Raw genomic sequence first — 18,526 nt, 5'->3', positions numbered from 1 at the left:
CGTCAAGGCATCCGGGAAAACCGGTACCGTTGACGCATGGTTCGAAGTGACGAGACGACAACTGCCGACGAGGCCCCCGCGGCCGAACCCGAACGCGAAGTGCTGGGGTGGCTCGAATTCGGAGACGCCTCGCGCGACCTGGCCCGTGACGTGCTCGGGAGCGGTTTCGTTCCTGACTTCGTCATCGCCATCGCGCGCGGCGGACTGCTGCCGGCCGGCGCCCTCGCCTATGCACTCGGAACGAAGAGCTGTGGCAGCCTGAACGTCGAGTTCTACTCCGACATCGAGACGACCCTGCCCGAACCCATCCTTCTGCCTCCGATGCTCGACAACACCGCCCTCATCGGCAAGAACATCCTGCTGGTCGACGACGTGGCCGATTCGGGTCGCACGCTCGCCCTCGTGGTCGGGCTGCTCGAGAACGTCGGAGTCATCGTGAAGACGGCGACCCTCTACTCGAAGCCCCGTTCCGTGATCGAACCCGACTTCTTCTGGCGCAAGACCGACCGGTGGATCGTCTTCCCCTGGTCGGCGCACCCGCCGGTCAGCGTCTGATGTCGATCCATCTGGCCGGAGGCGGCTGGCCCTTCGACGACGACGGCGCCGTGTTCCGTCCGTTTCTCGACGAGGCCACCGAGCGGGCGACCGCCGCAGGCCGTCTCGACGGTCCGAGGCTCGCCATCGTGCTGGTGCGCGACGGCGACGGCCCGGAGAAGTTCGTCGAGCTCTCGACCGTGTTCGGCACCCTGGGCAAGATCGATCCGATCGCCGTGCTGGCCCCCGAGGGCGCACCGATCGACGATGCGCTCCTCGACGACCTCGACGGCCTGGTCGTCTGGGGCGGGCTCGTTCCCGCCTATCGCGAGAGCCTGAAGGGATCGTTCGCGACGATCCGGGCGATCGTCGAATCCGGCGTTCCCTACTTCGGCATGTCGGCAGGCGCGGCCGTGGTCAGCGACGGCGCTCTCATCGGCGGCTGGAAGATCGGCGAAGTGCAGGTCTGCCCGGTCGAGGCGTCGCAGGAGATCGAGCAGGTCACGATCGCCGAGGGCATCGGTCTCATCGACACGACGATCGACGTGCACGCCGCCCAGTGGGGCACGGTCGCGCGCCTCATCGCGGCGACCGAGGCGTCGGTGGTCGACGGCGGACTCGCCATCGACGAGCACACGGCACTGATCGTGGGCGACGGGGGCCTGCGTGTGGTCGGCTCCGGCAGCGTCTGGACGGTCGCGCGCGACTCCGGCACGGTGCGGGTCTCCACGATCGGCGTCGGCTGACCCTCGTGTCCGACACGATCGATCTGATCTCGGAGTCGCAGCGGATCGACCCCGCGTGGGCCGAGGCCCTGGCGGCCGAGTCGGGCACCCTCGAGCACATCGAGCGATTCCTCTCCGAGGAGAGCGCGGCGGGCAGGGGCTTCCAGCCCGACGCTTCTCGCATCCTGCGGGCCTTCCAGCTGCCCCTCGCCGACGTGCGGGTTCTCATCGTGGGCCAGGACCCGTATCCGACACCGGGGCATCCGATCGGACTCTCGTTCGCGACCGAGTCTCACGTGCGCCCCCTCCCGCGCAGCCTGCAGAACATCTATCGCGAGCTGCGCGACGATCTCGGCGTTCCGACGCCGGAGCATGGCGACCTGTCGAGCTGGTCCCGCTCCGGTGTGATGCTCCTCAACCGTGTTCTCACGGTCAGGCCCGGAGATGCGGGCTCCCACCGCCGCGTGGGCTGGGAGCGCGTGACCGATCTCGCGGTGCGCACCCTGGCCGCCAGGGATGCGCCGCTGGTGTCCATCCTGTGGGGCCGGGACGCGGCCGCCGTCAAGCCGCTGCTCGGAACGACGCCCACCATCGAGTCCGCGCATCCGAGCCCGTTGTCGGCGAACCGGGGATTCTTCGGATCGCGCCCGTTCAGCCGTGCGAACGCCCTGCTGGAGGCACAGGGCGCTCCGGGCGTCGACTTCTCGCTCGAGCCCCTGCCGCAATAGGCTTGCACAATGCTTGAAGAGGAGTACCAGCCGAGGCGCAGACTGCCGCCCGAGTTGCGCCCGAAGTCGCCGCCGCCACCGAAGTTCGAATTCTCGATCCGCGACGCGACCACTCGCGACCTGCCCGACATCCGCGAGATCTACAACCACTACGTCGCGAACAGCACCGTCACCTTCGACGAGGATCCGATGTCGCTGAAGGCGTGGCGCTCGAAGTTCGCATGGGTCTCGAAGCTCGGGTTCCCGTTCCTCGTCGCGGTGTCGCCCAGCGGCAACGTGCTCGGCTTCGCCTATGTGGCGCCGTGGAAGGAGAAGGCCGCCTACCGCCGCACCGTCGAGAACTCCATCTATCTCGGTCCGGCCGCGACGGGTAAGGGACTCGGCAAGGCGCTGATGGGCGAACTGCTGACCCGCGCCAAGGCGGCGGGCATCAAGGAGGTTCTGGCCGTCATCGCCGACCAGGGTGCGGAGGCGTCGCTGAAAATGCACGAGGGCTTCGGCTTCAAGGAGGTCGGACGACTCGGCAGGGTCGGTTTCAAGTTCAATCGCTGGCTGGGAACGGTCATGCTGCAGAAGTCGCTCAAGTAGCGATCCACCGGCGGGCGCGTCCTATTCGCCCGTCGCCCCGTCGAGCATCTCGCGCAGGATGTCGATGTGACCGATGTGGCGTGCGGTCTCCTCGATGAGATGCACCGTGATCCAGCGGAGAGTGAACCGGTTCTCGCGCCCGTGGCACAGATCGTCGAAGGCGTACCGCTGCTGAACCGCCCGTGACTCCGCGACCGCGTCGAGGTAGTCGGCGAGGATCGCGTCGAGAGAGTCCGCCTCCGTGACTCGGAACTCCCCGTCGGGGTCCTCCTCGCTCCAGCGGTAGGCGATGCCCTGTTCGCCGTCCATGACCTCGCGAAACCACGACCGCTCGACGTCGGCCAGGTGCCGGATGAGGCCCGACACCGTGGTGAGCGAGGGGAGAAGCCGACGCGCGGCATCCGAGTCGCTGAGCCCCGTGGCCTTGTAGACCACCGTCGCGCGCTGGAGTTCGAGGAACCCGTCGATCGTCGCGCGCTCGTCGCCGTCGCCGGGCGGCTCCGGCCTGTCGTCGGGGGGAAGGATGCCGGTGCTTGTCGAGGTCACGACACCCAGCCTAGAACTAGGCTCGAATCATGACGTCGCCGCACGAGCTCTCCGCCCTCGACCAGTACCGGCTCCTGCAGCGTCGCGAGCTCGGGGTCGTGGAGCTGACCCGGCACTACCTCGATCGAATCTCCTCGGGCAACGCGCAGCTCGGGGCGTTCTTCACGGTGACCCCCGAGCTCGCCCTGCAGCGGGCCCAGCAGGTCGAAGACGCCGTTCCCCGGTCGACGAGGCTGTGGGGACTTCCGTTCGCGGACAAGGACCTGTGGCGGCGACAGGGGGTGCGCACCACGTTCGGCTCGCGCGCGTTCGCCGAATACGTGTCCGAAACGACCGACGAGATTCCCCGCGTGCTCGACGAGGCCGGCGGAATCAGCCTCGGCAAGACGGCGACGCCAGAGTTCGGCATGACGAGCCACACCGAGACGGCCATCGCTCCACCGGCGCGCAACCCCTGGAACATCGAGCTCTCACCGGGCGGATCGAGCGGGGGAGCCGCAGCGGCGGTGGCCGCGGGCCTGCTGCCGTTCGCGCCGGGTTCGGATGGCGGCGGGTCGATCCGTATCCCCGCAGCGGCTTGCGGTCTCGTCGGTCTCAAGCCCTCGCGCGGCCGGGTGCCCGGCCTCTCGGGAATCGACGCGCTGGGAGGCCTGCCTGTGGCGGGGCCGATCGCGCGCAGCGTCGGGGATGCCGCGTTTCTGCTCGACGGCATGATCGGTCGCCGGGGTTCCGTCGTCGACGACCACTACGCCCTGCGGGCACCGGCCCAGGACGACGGCGACTTCCTCGGCTTCGCGATCCGGGGTGAGGGACGGTTCCAGATCGGCGTGTGCACCGACTCGCCCTGGTCGGCGTCGCACGACATCGTCATCGACCCCGAGATCACGGCCGCATGGAACGACACGGTCGGGCTTCTCTCCGACCTCGGTCACGGAATCGACGACGCGAGCCTCGAGCCGATGCCCGGGTACGGCTCCGCCTTCACCGCCGTCTGGCAGGCGGGGGCGGCGCAGATCCGGCTCGGCGCGGGCGACAACGGTGCGGGCGACGAGGGCGAGCAGGATGCCGATGGCGGGCTGGAGCCCCTGACCTCCTGGCTGCGTCGACGCGGCCGCCGACTCACCGCCGTTCAGCTCGCCGGCGCCCTTGCCGAGCTGTATCGGGTGGAACGGGCCGTCATCGCCGGATTCGCCGGGTTCGACGCGGTCCTCACGCCGACCCTCGCCCAGCTTCCGCGGCCCATCGGCTGGTACGACGCCGTCGATGCAGAACGCAATTTCTCGCAGCAGGTGGAGTATTCGCCGTTCACGTCGTTCGTGAACGCCTCCGGCCTACCCGCGATCACCCTGCCGGTGGCCATGAGCGAGAGCGGCCTGCCCATCGGCATGCAGCTCATCGGTCGTCCGGGAGGCGAGGGAACGCTGCTCTCGATCGGCCGCCAGTTGGAGCGAAGACTCCGGTGGGAGCGGCGGCATCCGCCGATCTGGACATGACCGTTCTCATCGGAGGTTAGGTATGCCTATACTAAATTCGATGAGAGTCCTGATGACCGAGGCGGGAGCCATGCCCACGACCGCCGGGCGCGTACTGCTGGCCGGCGATTCGTCGATCATTCCCGTGATCCGCGGCCTCATCGAGACGCTGCCCGACACGGCTCGCGGCCAGATCTTCGTCGAGGTGGCCTCGGCTGAAGACATCACTCCGCTCGAGACGCCGGAGCGCATCACTGTCAGTTGGTTGGCGCGCGACGTGCGCAGTGCGGCCCCCGGCGAGGTGCTCGACCAGGCCGTACGCGCCTGGGTCAGCGAGATGACCACGGGCGACGTGCTCATCGACGGAGCCGACCTCTGCGTGTGGCTCGGCGGTGAGGCGGCTCGTATCGACACCCTTCGCTCAGAGCTCGCCGAACGACTCGGCTCGAGCCGCGAGACGCTCGCCCGCTAAAAATACGTGTTGGCGTAGACCGGCGCGGCCGGTGCGAGCAGGCGCTGAAGAGTCGTGGCGGCGGAGGGTGTGAATTCCCGGAGCGCGCCGGCCCCCGCGGCGACCCTGGCGTCCGCGCCTCCCAGATAGAGGGCGCCGAGAACCCAGGCGTTCATCTCGAGGTCGACGTGCTCGTCGTCGATGCGCTCGAGCGTGCCCGAGCCTGCTCCCGTCGTCAGTCTGAACGAGCCCGAGGCGAATCCGAGCTCGTCGACGACTCGGAACGAAACGCTGCCCGAGTCGGTGTAGCCCCGCGCGGCGAAGGCGGCGACGGGGTCGAGGATGCGCAGCCAGATGCGGTCTTCGATGTCGGTGACGCTCAGCACGCGGGGGTCGACGAGCGCCCAGCGCAGAGCGTCGTCGGGGGAGCCGCCCGAATACGTGACCCGACTGCTCAGGTCGATCGACGCCAGGTACTGCCAGAGTGCGAGGGAGGCGGACGGCACCGCGGCCACGAGGTCGGTGACCTCGATCGTGTGCGGCTTCGACTCCCAGCCGCCGAAGCGGTACGTCACGAAGCCGTCGACGGCTCCGTTCTCGTCGTAGTGAACGGCCGCCCGCCTGGCCCGGTCCTCGTCGCCCTCCTCGGTGACCCTGCCCGAGATGCGGTCGCCGTACTGGGCGTGCCTGTCGATGGAACCCGGCTGCCCGGCGTGGAACGCGGCGAACACGGCCGGAGCGAGGGCGGGGATGTCACGGGGATCGACGACCGCGCAGTGGCCGGCCGGCGTCGTCGTCAGCTCGAAGCGGGAGTCTGTCTGCACGGCGATGTCGTGGACCCATGTCGCCGTGCCGAATCCGAAGCGTCGGTAGATCGACGCCTCACTCGCGGTGAGCGCGGCGACGGCGTAGCCCGCCTGGGCGGCACGGTTCAGGTCGTCTGTCATCATTCGGCGCAGGATGCCGCGGCGCCGGTGCGTGGCCCGAACGGTCACCGACGAGATGAGGTGGGCGGGAAGCTGCACCCCGGGACTGACCGTCAGCGACTTCTCGAAGGAGGCGAATGTGGCGACGGGGATGTCCCGGTGAAGCGAATGGGCGGGGGAGGCGGTGTCGTAGACGCCCGTGAGCGACTGACCGTCCTCGACGAGATACGACGCCATGGCTGCGGCGTGCGCGCTCGTCGGGCGTCGCGCAAGGAAGCCGAGCATGTCGGCTTCGAGCCAGCCGGCGGTCGCCGCATCCGGTGCATCGCCGTCGAGGGCGGCGGGGAACGTGCGGAATTGGAGGGACTGTGTCGAGGTGCTCACCCGTCAACGCTAGCGGACGGCGCTCGGGTTCTCAGTCGACGTGTTCTCAGTCGATCGGTTCGAGAAGGCCCGCCTCCGACGTGTCGAGCGAGATGGTCGGAAGCGACGAGGTGATGACGCTGCCGTCTGCGCGCAGGTTGCCCTCGACGTCGGCCGCGCGGGGCGCGCCGGGCAGCCGCGGCCCGTGGTGGTCGAGTCCGATGAGCACGGGCTCGCCGGCCTGCACGGTGACGTTCTCGCCGCGCACGAAGACGGTGGCCCTGTCGCCCTCCTCGACCGTGAGCTCGATGTCGCCCTGGCGGAGGTCGACCCGGATCCGCGTGTCGCGCAGGGTGATGCGGTAGCTGAGCCCCTCCCACTCCTCGGGCAGGCGGGGATCGATCGTGATGCGTCCACCGTGGTCGCGGAAACCGCCGAATCCGTAGACCAGGGCACTCCACACGCCGCCGGTCGACGCGACGTGCACGCCGTCTGCCGTGTTGTTGTGCAGGTCGGCGAGGTCGACGAACAGGCCCGATGTGAAGTACTTCAGAGCCAGGCTCGAGTATCCGACCTCTGCCGCGATGATCGACTGAACGACGGCGGAGAGCGTCGAGTCGCCGGTGGTGATCGGGTCGTAGTAGTCGAAGTCGGCCCGCTTCTCGGCGGCCGTGAACTGGTCTCCCTGCAGCAGCAGGGCCAGCACCACGTCGGCCTGCTTCAGCACCTGGAAGCGGTAGATCACCAGGGGGTGGAAGTGCAGCAGAAGGGGGCGCTTCTCTGGAGGCGTGTGCGAGAGATCCCAGCGCTCCTTCTCGAGGAACTGGGCGTCTTGCGGGTGGATGCGCAGGTTGTCGTCGAAGGGGATGTGCATCGCCTCTGCTGCGCGCGACCACTCGTCGATCTCGGCCTCGTCGAACGAGACCCGGGCGACCATGCGGTCGTAGGCCTGAGGGTTCTCCTCGCGGATGCGGGTGACCGCGGACGCGGCCGAACGCAGGTTCGACCTCGCCATGACGTTGGTGTAGAGGTTGTCGTTGACCACGGTGGTGTACTCGTCGGGCCCGGTGACTCCGTGGATGTGGAAGATGTCGCCCCCGTTGGCGCGCCAGAATCCCAGGTCGGCCCACATGCGCGCGGTCTCGACCAGGATGTCGATGGCCTCTCGTGCCAGGAAGTCCTCGTCGCCCGTAGCGGAGACGTACTGGGTGAGGGCATGCGAGATGTCGGCGTCGATGTGGTACTGCGCCGTGCCGGCCGCGTAGTAGGCCGACGATTCGAGGCCGTTGATCGTGCGCCACGGGAAGAGGGCGCCCAGCTGGTTGAGCTCTGTGGCTCGCATGCGCGCGTGATCGAGCATGGCGTGTCGGAAACGCAGCGCGTTGCGGGCGGCGATGGGCGAGGTGTAAGTGAGGAACGGGAGAACGTAGACCTCGGTGTCCCAGAAGTAGTGTCCGCCGTAGCCAGAGCCGCTGACGCCCTTGGCCGACACTCCTTGGCCGTCGGCACGCATGGATGCCTGGGCGAGCTGGAAGAGGTTCCAGCGGGTGGCCTGCTGCAGCACGGGCTGGCCGGGGAGCACGACGTCGGTGCGGGCCCAGAACGCGGAGAGCCACTCGCGCTGGCGCTCGACGAACGAGTCCATGCCCTCGTCGTGCGCCCGGTCGAGCGTGCGATCGCAGCGGTCCGCGAGCTCGCGGGTGGGCACCCCTGACGACGTGTGATAGCTCACGGTCTTGGTGATGCGGATGCGCTGGCCCCGCTTGGCACGGATGCGGTAGACGTGCTTGGCGAGATCGTCACCGATCTGCGACGACTCCTCGAACTCGTTCTCGGTCTCGATCGTGTGGTCTGCGCCGCAGGCGATGGTCATGCCCGAGTTGGTGCACCGGTAACCCAGCACGTATCGGCCGTCGAGGGCGCGCTTGTAGCGCGGCTGCAGCACGCGATCGGTGAACGCCTCGGCCTTGCGCGGGTCGAAGTCCTTCGAGGACGCGGCAGGGGCGTGGTATTCGTCGATGCCGTCTTGACGGTTGAGGATCTGGCTCGAGATCACGACCGACGCGTCGGCGTCGAGCAGCGTGACCTCGTAGTCCATGAAGGCGAGGTGACGATCGGTGAACGACACCATCCTGCGCGAGTCGATGAGCACCCGCTTGCCCGACGGCGTGCGCCATTCGAGAGAGCGGCGGAGGACACCGTCTGCGAAGTCGAGCCTGCGCTCGTACATCGGCAGGTCGGCCTCGGTGAGCACCAGCGGCTCGTCGTCTACGTAGAGCCGGATGATCTTCGCGTCGGGCGCGTTGACGATGGTCTGGCCGACGCGGGCGAAGCCGAATGCCTCCTCGGCGTGTCTGATGGGCCAGGTCTCGTGGAAACCGTTGATGTAGGTGCCGTGCTCGTGGCCGTCGCGCCCCTCGTCGACGTTGCCGCGCATGCCGAGGTAGCCGTTGCCGATCGCGAAGAGGGTCTCGGTTCGGCCCATGTCCTTCGAGCTGAAGTCGTTCTCGACGAGAGCCCACTCGTCGAGCGGGAAGCGGTTGCGATCGAGCGGATCACGAGAGATGAGGTTCATGCGGGTTCCCCAAGGGTCGGAGTCGAGGATGAGCGGGAGGTGAGGGGAAGCAGCACGTCGAGGTCGTCGACGACGATGTCGGCTCCGCTTTCGAGGAGTTCTGCAACGCCGGCGCCGCGGTCGACCCCGAGGACGAGACCGAATTTACCATCGCGCCCGGCCTGCACACCCGAGTGCGCGTCCTCGACCACGACGCACTGCTCGGGCCGAAGCCCGAGCAGGTGCGCGCCATAGGCGTAGGTCTCGGGGGAGGGCTTGCCCGCCAGACCCTTCTCGGCTGCGACGAGGCCGTCGACGACCACGTCGAAGCGGTCTCGGATGCCGGCTGCGCGCAGCACAGGATCGGCGTTGCGCGAACTCGACACGACGGCTACGAGGAGCCCTGCGTCGACCACGGCGTCGAGGAAGCGGAGCGAGCCGGGGTACGGCGCGACCCCGTCTGCCTCGAGGGACTCCGTGAAGGCGGAGTTCTTGCGGTTTCCGAGCCCGCAGACGGTCTCGAGCTGCGGCGAGTCGTCGGGCGTGCCCTCTGGCAACGAGATCGATCGCGACGCGAGGAACGATCGCACGCCGTCGTAGCGCGGCTTGCCGTCGATGTAGGCGAAGTAGTCGGCGTCGGTGTAGGGCTCGGCGATGCCCTTCGAGGCGAGATACGGCGAGAAGAGTCGCGCCCACGCCGACATGTGCACGTCGGCGGTGGGGGTGAGCACACCGTCGAGGTCGAAGAGCACGGCCTTGAGCGACAGCAGTCGCTCGCGGGCGTCGGACGGAGAAAGCACCGGAATCGGGGCAGAAGTCACAGGAGTCCTTGTGGGTACCGAGGGGGGATCGGGTGGGGAAAGTCGTGGGGCGGAGCGATGTATTTCCGCAATCGTAGCGGCTGCATGGAAACGTTTCCGCAATCGTGTGTCAGGGTGTGGAGAGCCACGGACGGACGAGGGATTCCGAGACCTCCCAGAGGCGGGCTGCGAGCGCGTCGTCCCGGGCCGCCCGGCTCGCTCTTCCGTCTGGACGCAGCCCATCGAAGTAGGTGCCGCTGGGCGCAGCCGATCCGGCATTCGACACGAGTTCGACCAGCGGCACGGCACCGGCCTGCGGGGTGACGCCGAGTCCGCCGTTGCCGAGCGCGTTGCCGACCCGGAGCATCCATGACGATGCACCGAACGAGGTCGCGACGTACCCGGGATGGAACGCGTAGGCCGTGATCGGGCTGTCACGCGTTCTGCGGGCCAGCTCCCTGGTCGTGAGCAGCACCGCGGTCTTGGCCGACCCGTAGGCCTGCCATCCGCCGAGCCAGGGCCACCTGCGGCTGTCGAGGTCGTCGAGTCTGAGTCGTCCCCAGCGGTTGGCCACGCTGCCGGTCGAGACGACCGTGACCGGATGCCCCGCGGAGGCGGTCTGCCGCAGCCTCGGCAGCAGAAGTTCGGTCAGCAGGAAGGGCGCGAGGTGATTCACCTGGAACGTCGACTCGTGACCGTCGACCGTGACGGTTCGACGAGAGAACAGGCCGCCGGCGTTGTTGGCGAGCGCGTCGATGCGGCCGTAGCGGCCGAGCAGCTCGTCTGCCAGGCGGCGCACCTCCGAGAGAGACGCGAAGTCGGCGACGAACGCCTCCGCGTCGTCGATGGAGGCGGCGACGTCGTGCGTGCGGCCCGGATCGCGCCCGACGACCGCCACCCGGGCGCCACGCCTGCCGAGCTCGAGGGCGGCGGATCGGCCGATTCCCGAGCTGGCACCGGTGATGACGACGGTCGTGCCGGCCAGGGAGCGACCGGGGTCGGTCACCGGTAGTTGCCCTTCTCGAGTCCGGCCTCGATCTCGAAGCGGTTCGTCAGGGCGTTGCGGCCGGCGAGCATGTAGAGCACGGGGAAGACCATGCCGTACTTCTTCCATTGCTCGCGGTGAACGGCCTCGTGCTCGAGCACGGCAGGTTTGGCGTTGTCGTCGGTGAGGTAGACGCCGCCCACGCACGAACCGCCGCGGGAGAACGCCCACGTGGGCAGACCGCGGAAGACGAAGAGGCCGTCGACCCGGCGAACCTTGCCGGTGCTCAGCGCGAACCCCCAGACCAGAGCGACCGTCGTGGCGTACAGATAGCCGGCGCGGGCCAGCGGGGGAGCGAGCAGCACCGACTTCGCCGCTCTCGTGAGCGCCGTATCGGGAATGGTGATCGGCTTCACGCGCCGACGGGCCGACCGTAGGTCTCGAGCAGGCGCAGCCAGACCTCGTTGATGGTGGGGTACGCGGGAACCGCGTGCCAGAGCCGATCGAGAGGAACCTGGCCCGTCACGGCGATCGTGGCCGCGTGCAGCAGCTCGCCGACGTCGGGGCCCACGAAGGTGACCCCGAGCACGACCTTGCGATCCTCGTCGACGACCATGCGTGCGGTGCCCTTGTACCCGTCGGCGTGCACGCTCGCGCCGGCGACGTTGCCGATCTCGTAGTCGACGACTCGTGTGCGGTAGCCGGCCTTTTCTGCGGCGGCCGCCGTCAGGCCGACCGACGCGACCTCGGGGTCGCTGAACGTGACCTGGGGCACGGCCTGGTGATCGGCCGTGGCGACGTGCGCGCCCCATGGCTGGTCGAAGACCTCGCGACCGGCGGCGCGGGCGGCGATGACGTCTCCGGCGGCACGCGCCTGGTACTTGCCCTGGTGCGTGAGCAACGCCCGATGGTTCACGTCTCCCGTGGCGTAGAGCCAGCCTCCGTCGAACGGCTCGCCATCGGCATCGACGACGCGCAGGGTGTCGTCGACCGTGAGCCAGTCGCCGGGTGTGAGCCCGATGGTCTCGAGCCCGAGGTCGTCGGTGCGCGGCGTGCGACCGGTGGCGACGAGCAGTTCGTCGGCGACGACGGTCGAGCCGTCGTCGAGATGCACGACCACGTCGCCTCCGCCCAGCCTCTCGACGCCTGTCGGGGAGGTGTCGAGGTGCAGCGACACCCCGAGGTCTCTCAGGGAGGCACCGACGAGCTCGCCCGCGAAGGGCTCCATCGTCGAGAGGATGCCGCCGCGCGAGACGAGTGTCACCACGGAGCCGAGGCTGGCGTACGCCGTAGCCATCTCGACGGCGACCACGCCGCCGCCGATGATCGCGAGCCGAGGCGGTATCGACTGTGCGCTCGTCGCCTCACGGCTCGTCCACGGGCGCGCCTCCTTCAGCCCGGGGACGTCGGGAAGCAGGGCAGCAGACCCCGTCGACACGGTGATCGCGTGCGTCGCCGAGTACCGGGTGGTCTGCCCGTCGGTGCCGGTCACCTCGATCTCCTTCGGGCCGACGAATCGGGCGTACCCGCGGATCAGGTCGATGCCGGCGCCCTCGACCCACTCCGCCTGGCTGGCGTCCTTCCAGTCGCTCGTGAACGAGTTGCGGCGCTCGAGCACGGCGGCCACGTCGATCTCGCCGGTCACGGCCTGCTTGGCGCCACCGACCGCGCGGGCGGCGCGCAGCACGGTTCCGCTGCGAAGAAGGGCCTTCGACGGCATGCAGGCCCAGTAGCTGCATTCGCCCCCCACGAGTTCGCTCTCGACGAGGGCCGTTCGCAGGCCGCCTCGCACGGCCCGGTCGGCGACGTTCTCGCCGATGGCTCCTGCTCCGATGACGATGAGGTCGTATTCGGTCGTTGTCATGTTGGTGTCCTGGGGTCAGTGGCCGGTGAACCGGGCCGTGGTGCGGGAGGCGAATGCCTCGAGGCCGATGCTGGCATCGTCGCTGGAGGCGAGTCGTACGAGGGCGGGCTGCAGCTCCGCCTCGGCCGCCTCGTCGCCGGAACGCACCGCAAGGCGTGCGTTGGCGAGGGCCGCCTGAACGGCCAGCGGGGCCTGGGCGGCGATGCGTTCCGCGAGTTCGAGGGCACGGTCGAACTGGATGCCGTCGGGCACGACCTCCTGCACGAGGCCGATCCGCAGGGCCTCGGCCGCGTCGAACATGTCGCCGGTCAGGATCCAGCGCATGGCGTTGCCCCAGCCGACTGCGCGAGGGAAGCGCAGTGTGGCGCCGCCGAACGGAAGGATTCCACGGCTGACCTCGAGCTGCCCGAATCGCGTCGATTCGGCCGCGACGACGACGTCACTGGCCAGCATCAGCTCGATGCCGAGGGTCAGGCAGATTCCCTGCACGGCCATGACGACCGGCTTCGACAGGGCCCGCCCCGAGACCTGCCACGGGTTGATACCGTCGGCGTCGACGTAGTCGATTCCGTCGGCCGTGATGCGCGGCCCGATGTCGGCGAGGTCGAGCCCGGCGGTGAAGTGGTCGCCCGCGGCGTGCACGAGGCCCACGCGCAGCTCGGGATCGGAGTCGAGCTCGCCGTAGGCGGCCGAGAGCTGTTGCAGCATGGAGAAGTCGGCCGCGTTGCGCTTCTCGGGCCTGTCGAGCCGGATGAGGAGCACATGCCCCCGGCGCTCGGTCGCGACGCGCACGGGTTCTGCTGGTGTCCCGGTCTCTGTCACGGGGTTGCCTCCTCTGGTCGCTGGACCGGCCGGGTGAGGGCCGAGATGATGCGGAGGATGCTGGGCAGGTCGTCGGAGGCTGCCTCCGGCGTCGACGGGGCGAACTCCGTGATTCCGGCACCCACGAGCGGATACGACGCACGGATCTGCGAGATCGCCTGCACCAGCTGCTGCACGGAGAGACCGAAGGGCTCGGGGTATCCCACGCCGTCGATCTCGGCGGGATCGAGCACATCGAGGTCGACGTGGATGTAGACCCGGCTCGCGCCCGTCTGTGCGATCGCCTCGGCGACAGAGCCGGGCTGCTGCAGCTCGGTCGAGGTGACCGTGCGGATGCCCGAGGCATCGATGAAGGCGGCCTCGTCGTCGTCGAGCGAGCGCGTTCCGGCAAGCACGACCTGCGCCGGCGACAACGGCGAGCCGGGCACGAGCGCCTCCGGGCCGTCTCCGAGCAGGGTGCGCAGCACCATGCCGTGGAAGGCGTGAGAGGGCGACGTCTCGGGCGAGTTGAGGTCTCCGTGCGCGTCGAACCACACGACCGCGATGGTCGACTCTGCGGAACTCGCAAGCGCGTGCGGGATGGCGCCCAGCTCGACGGCGCAGTCGCCGCCGATCGTGATCACCGGTCCTGTCGTGCTCGCGAGCACGCGCTGCTGGTTCGTGAGCACCGACTGCAGAGCCGTGAGGCGAAGAACTCCGGTTCCCTGCGACTCGCCCGCGCCCACGGGCACGTCGACGACGCGGGTCGCGGCGGCCGGAAGGTCGCCCTGGATCGCGGCGGCCCCGTCGACGAGACGCATGGCGCGCGACGAACCGGACCCCTGCCACTGCGGCACGATCACGAAGGTTGCTGGCACGGACTCAGTCTTCCACGGACTTCGGGACGGGGGAGCGGATGCTATTCGACCGGGGCGTCGATGGGACGGGGAGGCTGGCTCTTCGCCTTCAACTGCGCGAGGCGCGCGTCGACCTCCGTGAGCTCGCCGATGTCGTCGAGGCTCTCGAACTGGGCGTCGAGGCTCGACGCCGCCAGCTCCTCCTGGCCGCGCACTTTGGCCTCCTCGCGGCGGATCTTGTCTTCGAACCTGCCGAGGTCGCTCGTGGGGTCGAGAACATCGATGCTCTTCAACGCGTCGTGAACGGCACTCTGCGCCTCGACGGTCTTGGCGCGAGCGGCCAACTCGTCGCGCTTGCGGGTGAGCTGGCCGAGCTTCTCCTTCATCGAGTTGAGACCGGCCTTGAGCTTGTCGACGATCTCGGTCTGCGACGCGATCGACGGTTCGGCGTCGCGGGCTTCGTTCTCGCTCTGCAGTTGGCGCGTCAGGGCCACCTTGGCGAGCGCGTCGAACTTGTCTGCGTCGACGGTGTTGCCTGCCACGCGCAGCTCATCGCCCTTCTGGCTCGCAGCGAGTGCCTTGCGGCCCCAGTCCTCGGCCGTCTGCACGTCTTCCCGGTGGTCCTCCTCGAGCAGCCGGAGGTTGCCGATGGTCTGCGCGATCGCGTTCTCGGCGTCGGCGATGTTGTCGCTGTAGTCGCGCACGAGCTGGTCGAGCATCAACTGGGGATCTTCGGCCTGGTCGATGAGCGCGTTGATGTTCGCCTTGGCGAGCTGGGTGATGCGGCCGATGATGGACTGCTTTGCCATTTCCTTCTCCTTGGGTTGTAGCCGTGGATTGTGCGTCTTCTAGAAGCGTCCGCCGCCGCCGCGACGCCCGCCGGAGCGTCCTGACGACGAACTCCTGCGCGAACCCGACGATCGGGAGGAGCCTGAGGAGCGAGACGATCCGGACGAGCGTCCGCCCCCGCCCCAGCTCGACGAGCCGCCGAACATGCCGCCGGAGTAGGAGCGGCGAGACGAGCCGCCGCCGCCGGAGAACAGCCCGCCGAGGAGTCCGCCCAGCATCGCCGAGCCATCCACCCCCTGCTCGCCCTGTCCGTGGTACCCCTGCCCGCCGCCGCCCTGCCCGGAGTAGGGGCTGTAGGCATCCACATCGATGCGCGCGGCCTGATCGGCGGCCTGCGCGAACTGGTACGCCTGGGTCGCCGACGACAGCGCGCGTTCCGGATCGGTGGACTGCAGTCCGTAGGCCTCGTTCAGCAGCCGCTCGGCCTCGGCGATGCGAGTGCGGGCGTCGACGCTCACCGCTCCCCGTCGGGTGACCACGTACTCCTTGACGGCGGTGATGGTGCTGGATGCCGCGGTGAGGGTCCTCGACAGCTGCTCCTGGGTGCGGGCCACGCGTTGGGCCTCGTCACGCGCGCCCGCGAGAGCGGCGTCGAGCGGAGCGTTCGCGCCCTGGAGGGCCTGAAGGGCGGCGACGGGATCGGACGCCCCCGAGTTTCGTGCCTGAGCGATCGAGGACTCGAGGGCCATGACCAGGGGAGAGAGCTCGGCGGCTCGGGGAGCCCCCTGCGGCGTGGCGAGGAGGGCCCTGGCTTCGGCGGTGTCGTTCGTCGCCTCGGTGACGGCGCTCGCCAGCGCGGCGGCAGCGTTCTGGAGCGCCGCTCCGAGCGTTCCGACGGCAGTGATCAGCGTCTCGGACTGGGCCACGGCGGCCTGGGCTCGTTGGATGCTCACGGCGGCCTCGCTGGCGCGCCCGCCCGCGATCAGGCCGGGAACGGCCGTCGCCGTCGTGTCGGCGTAGGCGAGGAGCTTCTCGGCCTGGGCCGGGTTCTCGAGGACGGTGCCAAGGGCATTCGCCGAGTATGTCGCTCTCAGCGACTGCAACGTCTGCGTGGCAGCCGGGATGCGCTGCCGGACGGATGCGACGCCGGACGCGATGGCGTCGAGCGACGGCTGGGGGTTCTTCTCGAGTTCTCGCAGCGCGGCGAAGGCGTCGGCCTGGGCATCGAGCTCGGCGTCGGCGCTGGTGCAGAGTTCGATGATCTTGAGCGACCAGGCTCGCCTGTCCTCGGCGCTGTCCGGCGTGCTGTCGTCGAGGTTCTGCTTGAGGGCGAAGCTCTGGCGCACCTTCTCTTTCGCGCTGTCGAGGGCCTGCACGAACGCCGCTGTGGCGTCGTCGCCGAACTGCGCGATCGCGAAGCCCAGCTCCTGCTCGCTGCTCTTCACGGCGTCGTCGAGCTGAACCAGGAGCCTTCCGACCTCCCTGTCGAGTTCGAGCTGGCTCGGGCCGTCGGCGCCAGGCCGGGCCTCGGCCGCCTTCGCTTTCGACCGCTTGCGCAGGTAGACGGCGCCGACGGCCCCGGCCACCGCGACGACGGTGCCGCCCAGCGCCCAGGTCAGAACGGACGATCCGCTGCCGGCCGCCTCTGCCGCTTCACCCGGAGTGACCACGGGCGGCGACAGGCTCTCACCGCCGAGCAGTTCGGAGAGACCCGATGCCGTGTTGATGGCGGCTCCCGCCCAGTCGTTCTGACGGAGAGACGGCTGGATGGATGTGGTCTCCAGCTCGCTGAGCTGCGCATCGGAGAGCGCGAAGTCGGGATCGACGGAGAGCTGGTAGAGCCTGTCGTCGGTCGCGACCGCCAGCAGAACGTCGTTCACGCCGAGATCGTTCTTGATCGCGGTGTCGTCGGCCCACGCCTCCCGGTCGGCCACGCCCGTGAAGCTGTCGACGTAGACGACGAACAGGTTCGTGCCCTCGGTCTGCGACAGCTCGTCGAGCGCATCCTGCACCTCGGCCGCGCGAGTGCCGAGCACCCCCACTCGATCGACCACATAGGATCCGCCGAGGTTCACCGGGTCGGTCGCCTGGGCGGCCTGCGGCGCCTGCAGCGCAAGCAGGGCGAGAACGAGTCCGGCACCGGCGACGAGGCCGGATCGGAGGGTGGAATATCGTCGTCGATCGGTTCTGGACATCGCAGGCAGTCTAGAACAAGGGTCTGCGCCGGGCCTATGACGAAGTATGTGTCGTCTCGTTACGACAGGGCTGGGGAGGAGCGCGTGAACTCAGCATGATGGGTTCATGGCCACCCGTGCAGAGAAACGACTCAGCGTCGTCGAAGTGACCCGGTATCGCCCTCGCGACGTCGAGTACCACGCCTACGTCGAGGTGCTCAACTCCCGGGCGGTTCGAGCCGCCGAGGACGCCGGGTGGACCGTGAACAGGGTCGCCGCGGCCGATGTCGGCACAGCCTCGCTGCTCGCCCTCACCGACGCGAGCGAGGCCATCATGCTCATGGGCGGGGAGGACATCTCCCCGCGTTTCTACGGCGGCGACGAGGACTACCCCTTCGAGAGCCAGCATTTCGAGACGGCCGACGAGGGGCAGATTGCGCTCGTGCACCGAGCTCTGCGCCGGGGAACCCCGCTGCTGGGCGTGTGTCGTGGACTGCAGATCATCACCGTCGCCCTCGGGGGCGACATCGTTCAGGATCTGGGTACCGACACGATCCACAAGAACCTCGGCGCTCCGATCCGCGACATCATGGCGGCGCACCCCGTGGGCCTCGAGCGCTCGTCGAGGCTCGCCGCAGACCTCGGCACACGCGAACTCGTCGTGCAGAGCGCGCATCACCAGGCCGTCGGTCGGCTCGGCGATGGTCTCGTGGCTGTGGGCACGGCGCCCGACGGCGTCGTGGAGGCCGTCGAGCATGTCCATGCTCCGATCACCGGCGTGCAGTTCCACCCCGAGGACCCGGGTGCGCCGGCCGGCCAGCTGGCCTCCCTCGTCGCCAGGCTGGGCGCGCGCGAGGCAGCCCTCGTCTGAGCCGAACGCCGGCCGTCGACAGATCAGTCGGTCGAGCGGGTCGCGGCTGCGATGATCGCCGTGAGCGACGCCTGCATGGCCTGAAGCTCGGAGACGGGCATGCCCAGCTGCTCGATCATCGTCTGCGGGATCGACTCGGCGCGCGAGCGCAGCTCCCGTCCCTGCGGCGTGAGCGTGACGTCGAGCCGCCTCTCGTCGGTCGCGCTGCGTCGACGATCGATGAGGCCGGATGCTTCGAGCCGCTTGAGCAGGGGAGACAGGGTCGCGGGTTCGAGCTGCAGGGCGGCGCCGAGGTCCTTCACCGATCTCGGGTCCTGCTGCCACAGAGCGAGCATCACCAGGTACTGCGGATGGGTCAGCCCGAGCGGCTCGAGAACGGGCCGGTAGAGAGCGATGACACTCCGAGATGCGACAGCGAGCGCGAAGCACACCTGATTCTCGAGTGCGAGCACATCGACATCGTCGGTCACGCCCGCCCCTCCCTATTCGTGCCGTTCG

The 18,526-nt window shown here is 69.0% G+C and carries 19 protein-coding genes; 7 read left to right on the top strand and 12 right to left on the bottom strand.

All coding sequences use genetic code 11. The features are described from left to right. The first annotated feature begins 36 nt into the window (after window positions 1–36). Genes ASF51_RS11490 through ASF51_RS11475 form a run of 4 tightly spaced genes read left to right on the top strand, consistent with a single transcriptional unit; the run spans window position 37 to window position 2,575 of the window. Window positions 37–555: a phosphoribosyltransferase gene (locus tag ASF51_RS11490; protein ID WP_055929504.1), complete on the top strand. Its 519-nt coding sequence runs from the start codon at window positions 37–39 to the stop codon at window positions 553–555. Next, window positions 510–1,280, top strand: a complete 771-nt coding sequence (locus tag ASF51_RS11485) for a peptidase S51 (RefSeq protein WP_235497218.1) — start codon at window positions 510–512, stop codon at window positions 1,278–1,280. The genes ASF51_RS11490 and ASF51_RS11485 overlap by 46 nt, the downstream gene beginning before the upstream one ends. Window positions 1,281–1,285: 5 nt before the next feature. Then, a complete protein-coding gene (locus ASF51_RS11480) occupies window positions 1,286–1,987 on the top strand; it encodes a uracil-DNA glycosylase (protein ID WP_055929502.1) in 702 nt (233 codons plus the stop codon). A gap of 9 nt (window positions 1,988–1,996) precedes the next feature. Continuing rightward, complete coding sequence (locus ASF51_RS11475) at window positions 1,997–2,575, top strand: GNAT family N-acetyltransferase (RefSeq protein ID WP_055929499.1); 579 nt, start codon at window positions 1,997–1,999, stop codon at window positions 2,573–2,575. Window positions 2,576–2,596: 21 nt separating this feature from the next. Here ASF51_RS11475 and ASF51_RS11470 read toward each other — a convergent pair whose 3' ends face one another. Next, a complete protein-coding gene (locus ASF51_RS11470) occupies window positions 2,597–3,121 on the bottom strand; it encodes a DinB family protein (RefSeq protein ID WP_082479752.1) in 525 nt (174 codons plus the stop codon). 29 nt (window positions 3,122–3,150) lie between these two features. Here ASF51_RS11470 and ASF51_RS11465 point away from each other — a divergent pair, with 29 nt between their 5' ends. Beyond that, the gene (locus tag ASF51_RS11465) at window positions 3,151–4,614 is read left to right on the top strand and encodes an amidase (protein WP_055929496.1); all 1,464 of its coding nucleotides are present in this window, start codon (window positions 3,151–3,153) and stop codon (window positions 4,612–4,614) included. 40 nt (window positions 4,615–4,654) lie between these two features. Beyond that, window positions 4,655–5,065, top strand: a complete 411-nt coding sequence (locus tag ASF51_RS11460) for a siderophore-interacting protein (protein WP_162236946.1) — start codon at window positions 4,655–4,657, stop codon at window positions 5,063–5,065. Here ASF51_RS11460 and ASF51_RS11455 read toward each other — a convergent pair. The 10 genes from ASF51_RS11455 to ASF51_RS11410 all read right to left on the bottom strand — a co-directional run bounded on the left by ASF51_RS11455 (window position 5,062) and on the right by ASF51_RS11410 (window position 17,178). Next, window positions 5,062–6,354 carry a GNAT family N-acetyltransferase gene (locus tag ASF51_RS11455; RefSeq protein ID WP_055929490.1) on the bottom strand — a complete coding sequence of 431 codons (1,293 nt, stop codon included), beginning with the start codon at window positions 6,352–6,354 and terminating at the stop codon, window positions 5,062–5,064. The genes ASF51_RS11460 and ASF51_RS11455 overlap by 4 nt on opposite strands. A 46-nt stretch (window positions 6,355–6,400) precedes the next feature. After that, window positions 6,401–8,908, bottom strand: a complete 2,508-nt coding sequence (locus ASF51_RS11450; RefSeq protein WP_055929487.1) for a glycoside hydrolase family 65 protein — start codon at window positions 8,906–8,908, stop codon at window positions 6,401–6,403. After that, the gene (locus ASF51_RS11445; RefSeq protein ID WP_369797310.1) at window positions 8,905–9,708 is read right to left on the bottom strand and encodes an HAD family hydrolase; all 804 of its coding nucleotides are present in this window, start codon (window positions 9,706–9,708) and stop codon (window positions 8,905–8,907) included. The genes ASF51_RS11450 and ASF51_RS11445 overlap by 4 nt, the downstream gene beginning before the upstream one ends. Before the next feature lie 109 nt (window positions 9,709–9,817). Beyond that, window positions 9,818–10,693 (bottom strand): SDR family NAD(P)-dependent oxidoreductase, encoded by an 876-nt coding sequence (locus ASF51_RS11440; protein ID WP_235497217.1) that lies wholly within the window; start codon window positions 10,691–10,693, stop codon window positions 9,818–9,820. Then, complete coding sequence (locus ASF51_RS11435; RefSeq protein ID WP_200920400.1) at window positions 10,690–11,079, bottom strand: Fe-S oxidoreductase; 390 nt, start codon at window positions 11,077–11,079, stop codon at window positions 10,690–10,692. The genes ASF51_RS11440 and ASF51_RS11435 overlap by 4 nt, the downstream gene beginning before the upstream one ends. Window positions 11,080–11,084: 5 nt before the next feature. After that, entirely contained in the window at window positions 11,085–12,536 is a 1,452-nt protein-coding gene (locus ASF51_RS11430; protein WP_055929483.1) for an NAD(P)/FAD-dependent oxidoreductase, read from the bottom strand. A 15-nt stretch (window positions 12,537–12,551) separates the two neighbouring features. Further along, entirely contained in the window at window positions 12,552–13,358 is an 807-nt protein-coding gene (locus ASF51_RS11425; RefSeq protein ID WP_055929480.1) for a crotonase/enoyl-CoA hydratase family protein, read from the bottom strand. Continuing rightward, window positions 13,355–14,215: an arginase family protein gene (locus tag ASF51_RS11420; RefSeq protein WP_157412110.1), complete on the bottom strand. Its 861-nt coding sequence runs from the start codon at window positions 14,213–14,215 to the stop codon at window positions 13,355–13,357. Before ASF51_RS11420 ends, ASF51_RS11425 begins: the two co-directional genes overlap by 4 nt. Window positions 14,216–14,256: 41 nt before the next feature. After that, on the bottom strand, window positions 14,257–15,003 hold the full coding sequence (locus tag ASF51_RS11415; RefSeq protein ID WP_055929476.1) for a PspA/IM30 family protein: 747 nt from the start codon (window positions 15,001–15,003) through the stop codon (window positions 14,257–14,259). 39 nt (window positions 15,004–15,042) lie between these two features. After that, on the bottom strand, window positions 15,043–17,178 hold the full coding sequence (locus tag ASF51_RS11410; protein ID WP_055929473.1) for a TPM domain-containing protein: 2,136 nt from the start codon (window positions 17,176–17,178) through the stop codon (window positions 15,043–15,045). Window positions 17,179–17,284: 106 nt separating this feature from the next. Between ASF51_RS11410 and ASF51_RS11405 the strand changes: the two genes are divergently transcribed. Beyond that, entirely contained in the window at window positions 17,285–18,028 is a 744-nt protein-coding gene (locus tag ASF51_RS11405) for a gamma-glutamyl-gamma-aminobutyrate hydrolase family protein (protein WP_055929470.1), read from the top strand. 23 nt (window positions 18,029–18,051) lie between these two features. Here ASF51_RS11405 and ASF51_RS11400 read toward each other — a convergent pair whose 3' ends face one another. Further along, window positions 18,052–18,498, bottom strand: a complete 447-nt coding sequence (locus ASF51_RS11400) for a MarR family winged helix-turn-helix transcriptional regulator (RefSeq protein ID WP_055929467.1) — start codon at window positions 18,496–18,498, stop codon at window positions 18,052–18,054. Between the last annotated feature and the right edge of the window lie 28 nt (window positions 18,499–18,526).

Source organism: Agreia sp. Leaf283, from assembly GCF_001422485.1.
Lineage (GTDB): Bacteria > Actinomycetota > Actinomycetes > Actinomycetales > Microbacteriaceae > Agreia.
The sequence above is the reverse complement of the archived record's forward strand: the minus strand, read 5'-3'. Positions and strand labels throughout refer to the sequence as shown.

Bases quoted from the DNA above. Each gene is read 5' to 3' on its own strand.
- ASF51_RS11490 (WP_055929504.1), top strand. From the start codon at position 37: ATGGTTCGAAGTGACGAGACGACAACTGCCGACGAGGCCCCCGCGGCC.
- ASF51_RS11475 (WP_055929499.1), top strand. From the start codon at position 1,997: ATGCTTGAAGAGGAGTACCAGCCGAGGCGCAGACTGCCGCCCGAGTTG.
- ASF51_RS11465 (WP_055929496.1), top strand. From the start codon at position 3,151: ATGACGTCGCCGCACGAGCTCTCCGCCCTCGACCAGTACCGGCTCCTG.
- ASF51_RS11460 (WP_162236946.1), top strand. From the start codon at position 4,655: ATGAGAGTCCTGATGACCGAGGCGGGAGCCATGCCCACGACCGCCGGG.
- ASF51_RS11450 (WP_055929487.1), bottom strand. From the start codon at position 8,908: ATGAACCTCATCTCTCGTGATCCGCTCGATCGCAACCGCTTCCCGCTC.
- ASF51_RS11430 (WP_055929483.1), bottom strand. From the start codon at position 12,536: ATGACAACGACCGAATACGACCTCATCGTCATCGGAGCAGGAGCCATC.
- ASF51_RS11415 (WP_055929476.1), bottom strand. From the start codon at position 15,003: ATGGCAAAGCAGTCCATCATCGGCCGCATCACCCAGCTCGCCAAGGCG.
- ASF51_RS11410 (WP_055929473.1), bottom strand. From the start codon at position 17,178: ATGTCCAGAACCGATCGACGACGATATTCCACCCTCCGATCCGGCCTC.
- ASF51_RS11405 (WP_055929470.1), top strand. From the start codon at position 17,285: ATGGCCACCCGTGCAGAGAAACGACTCAGCGTCGTCGAAGTGACCCGG.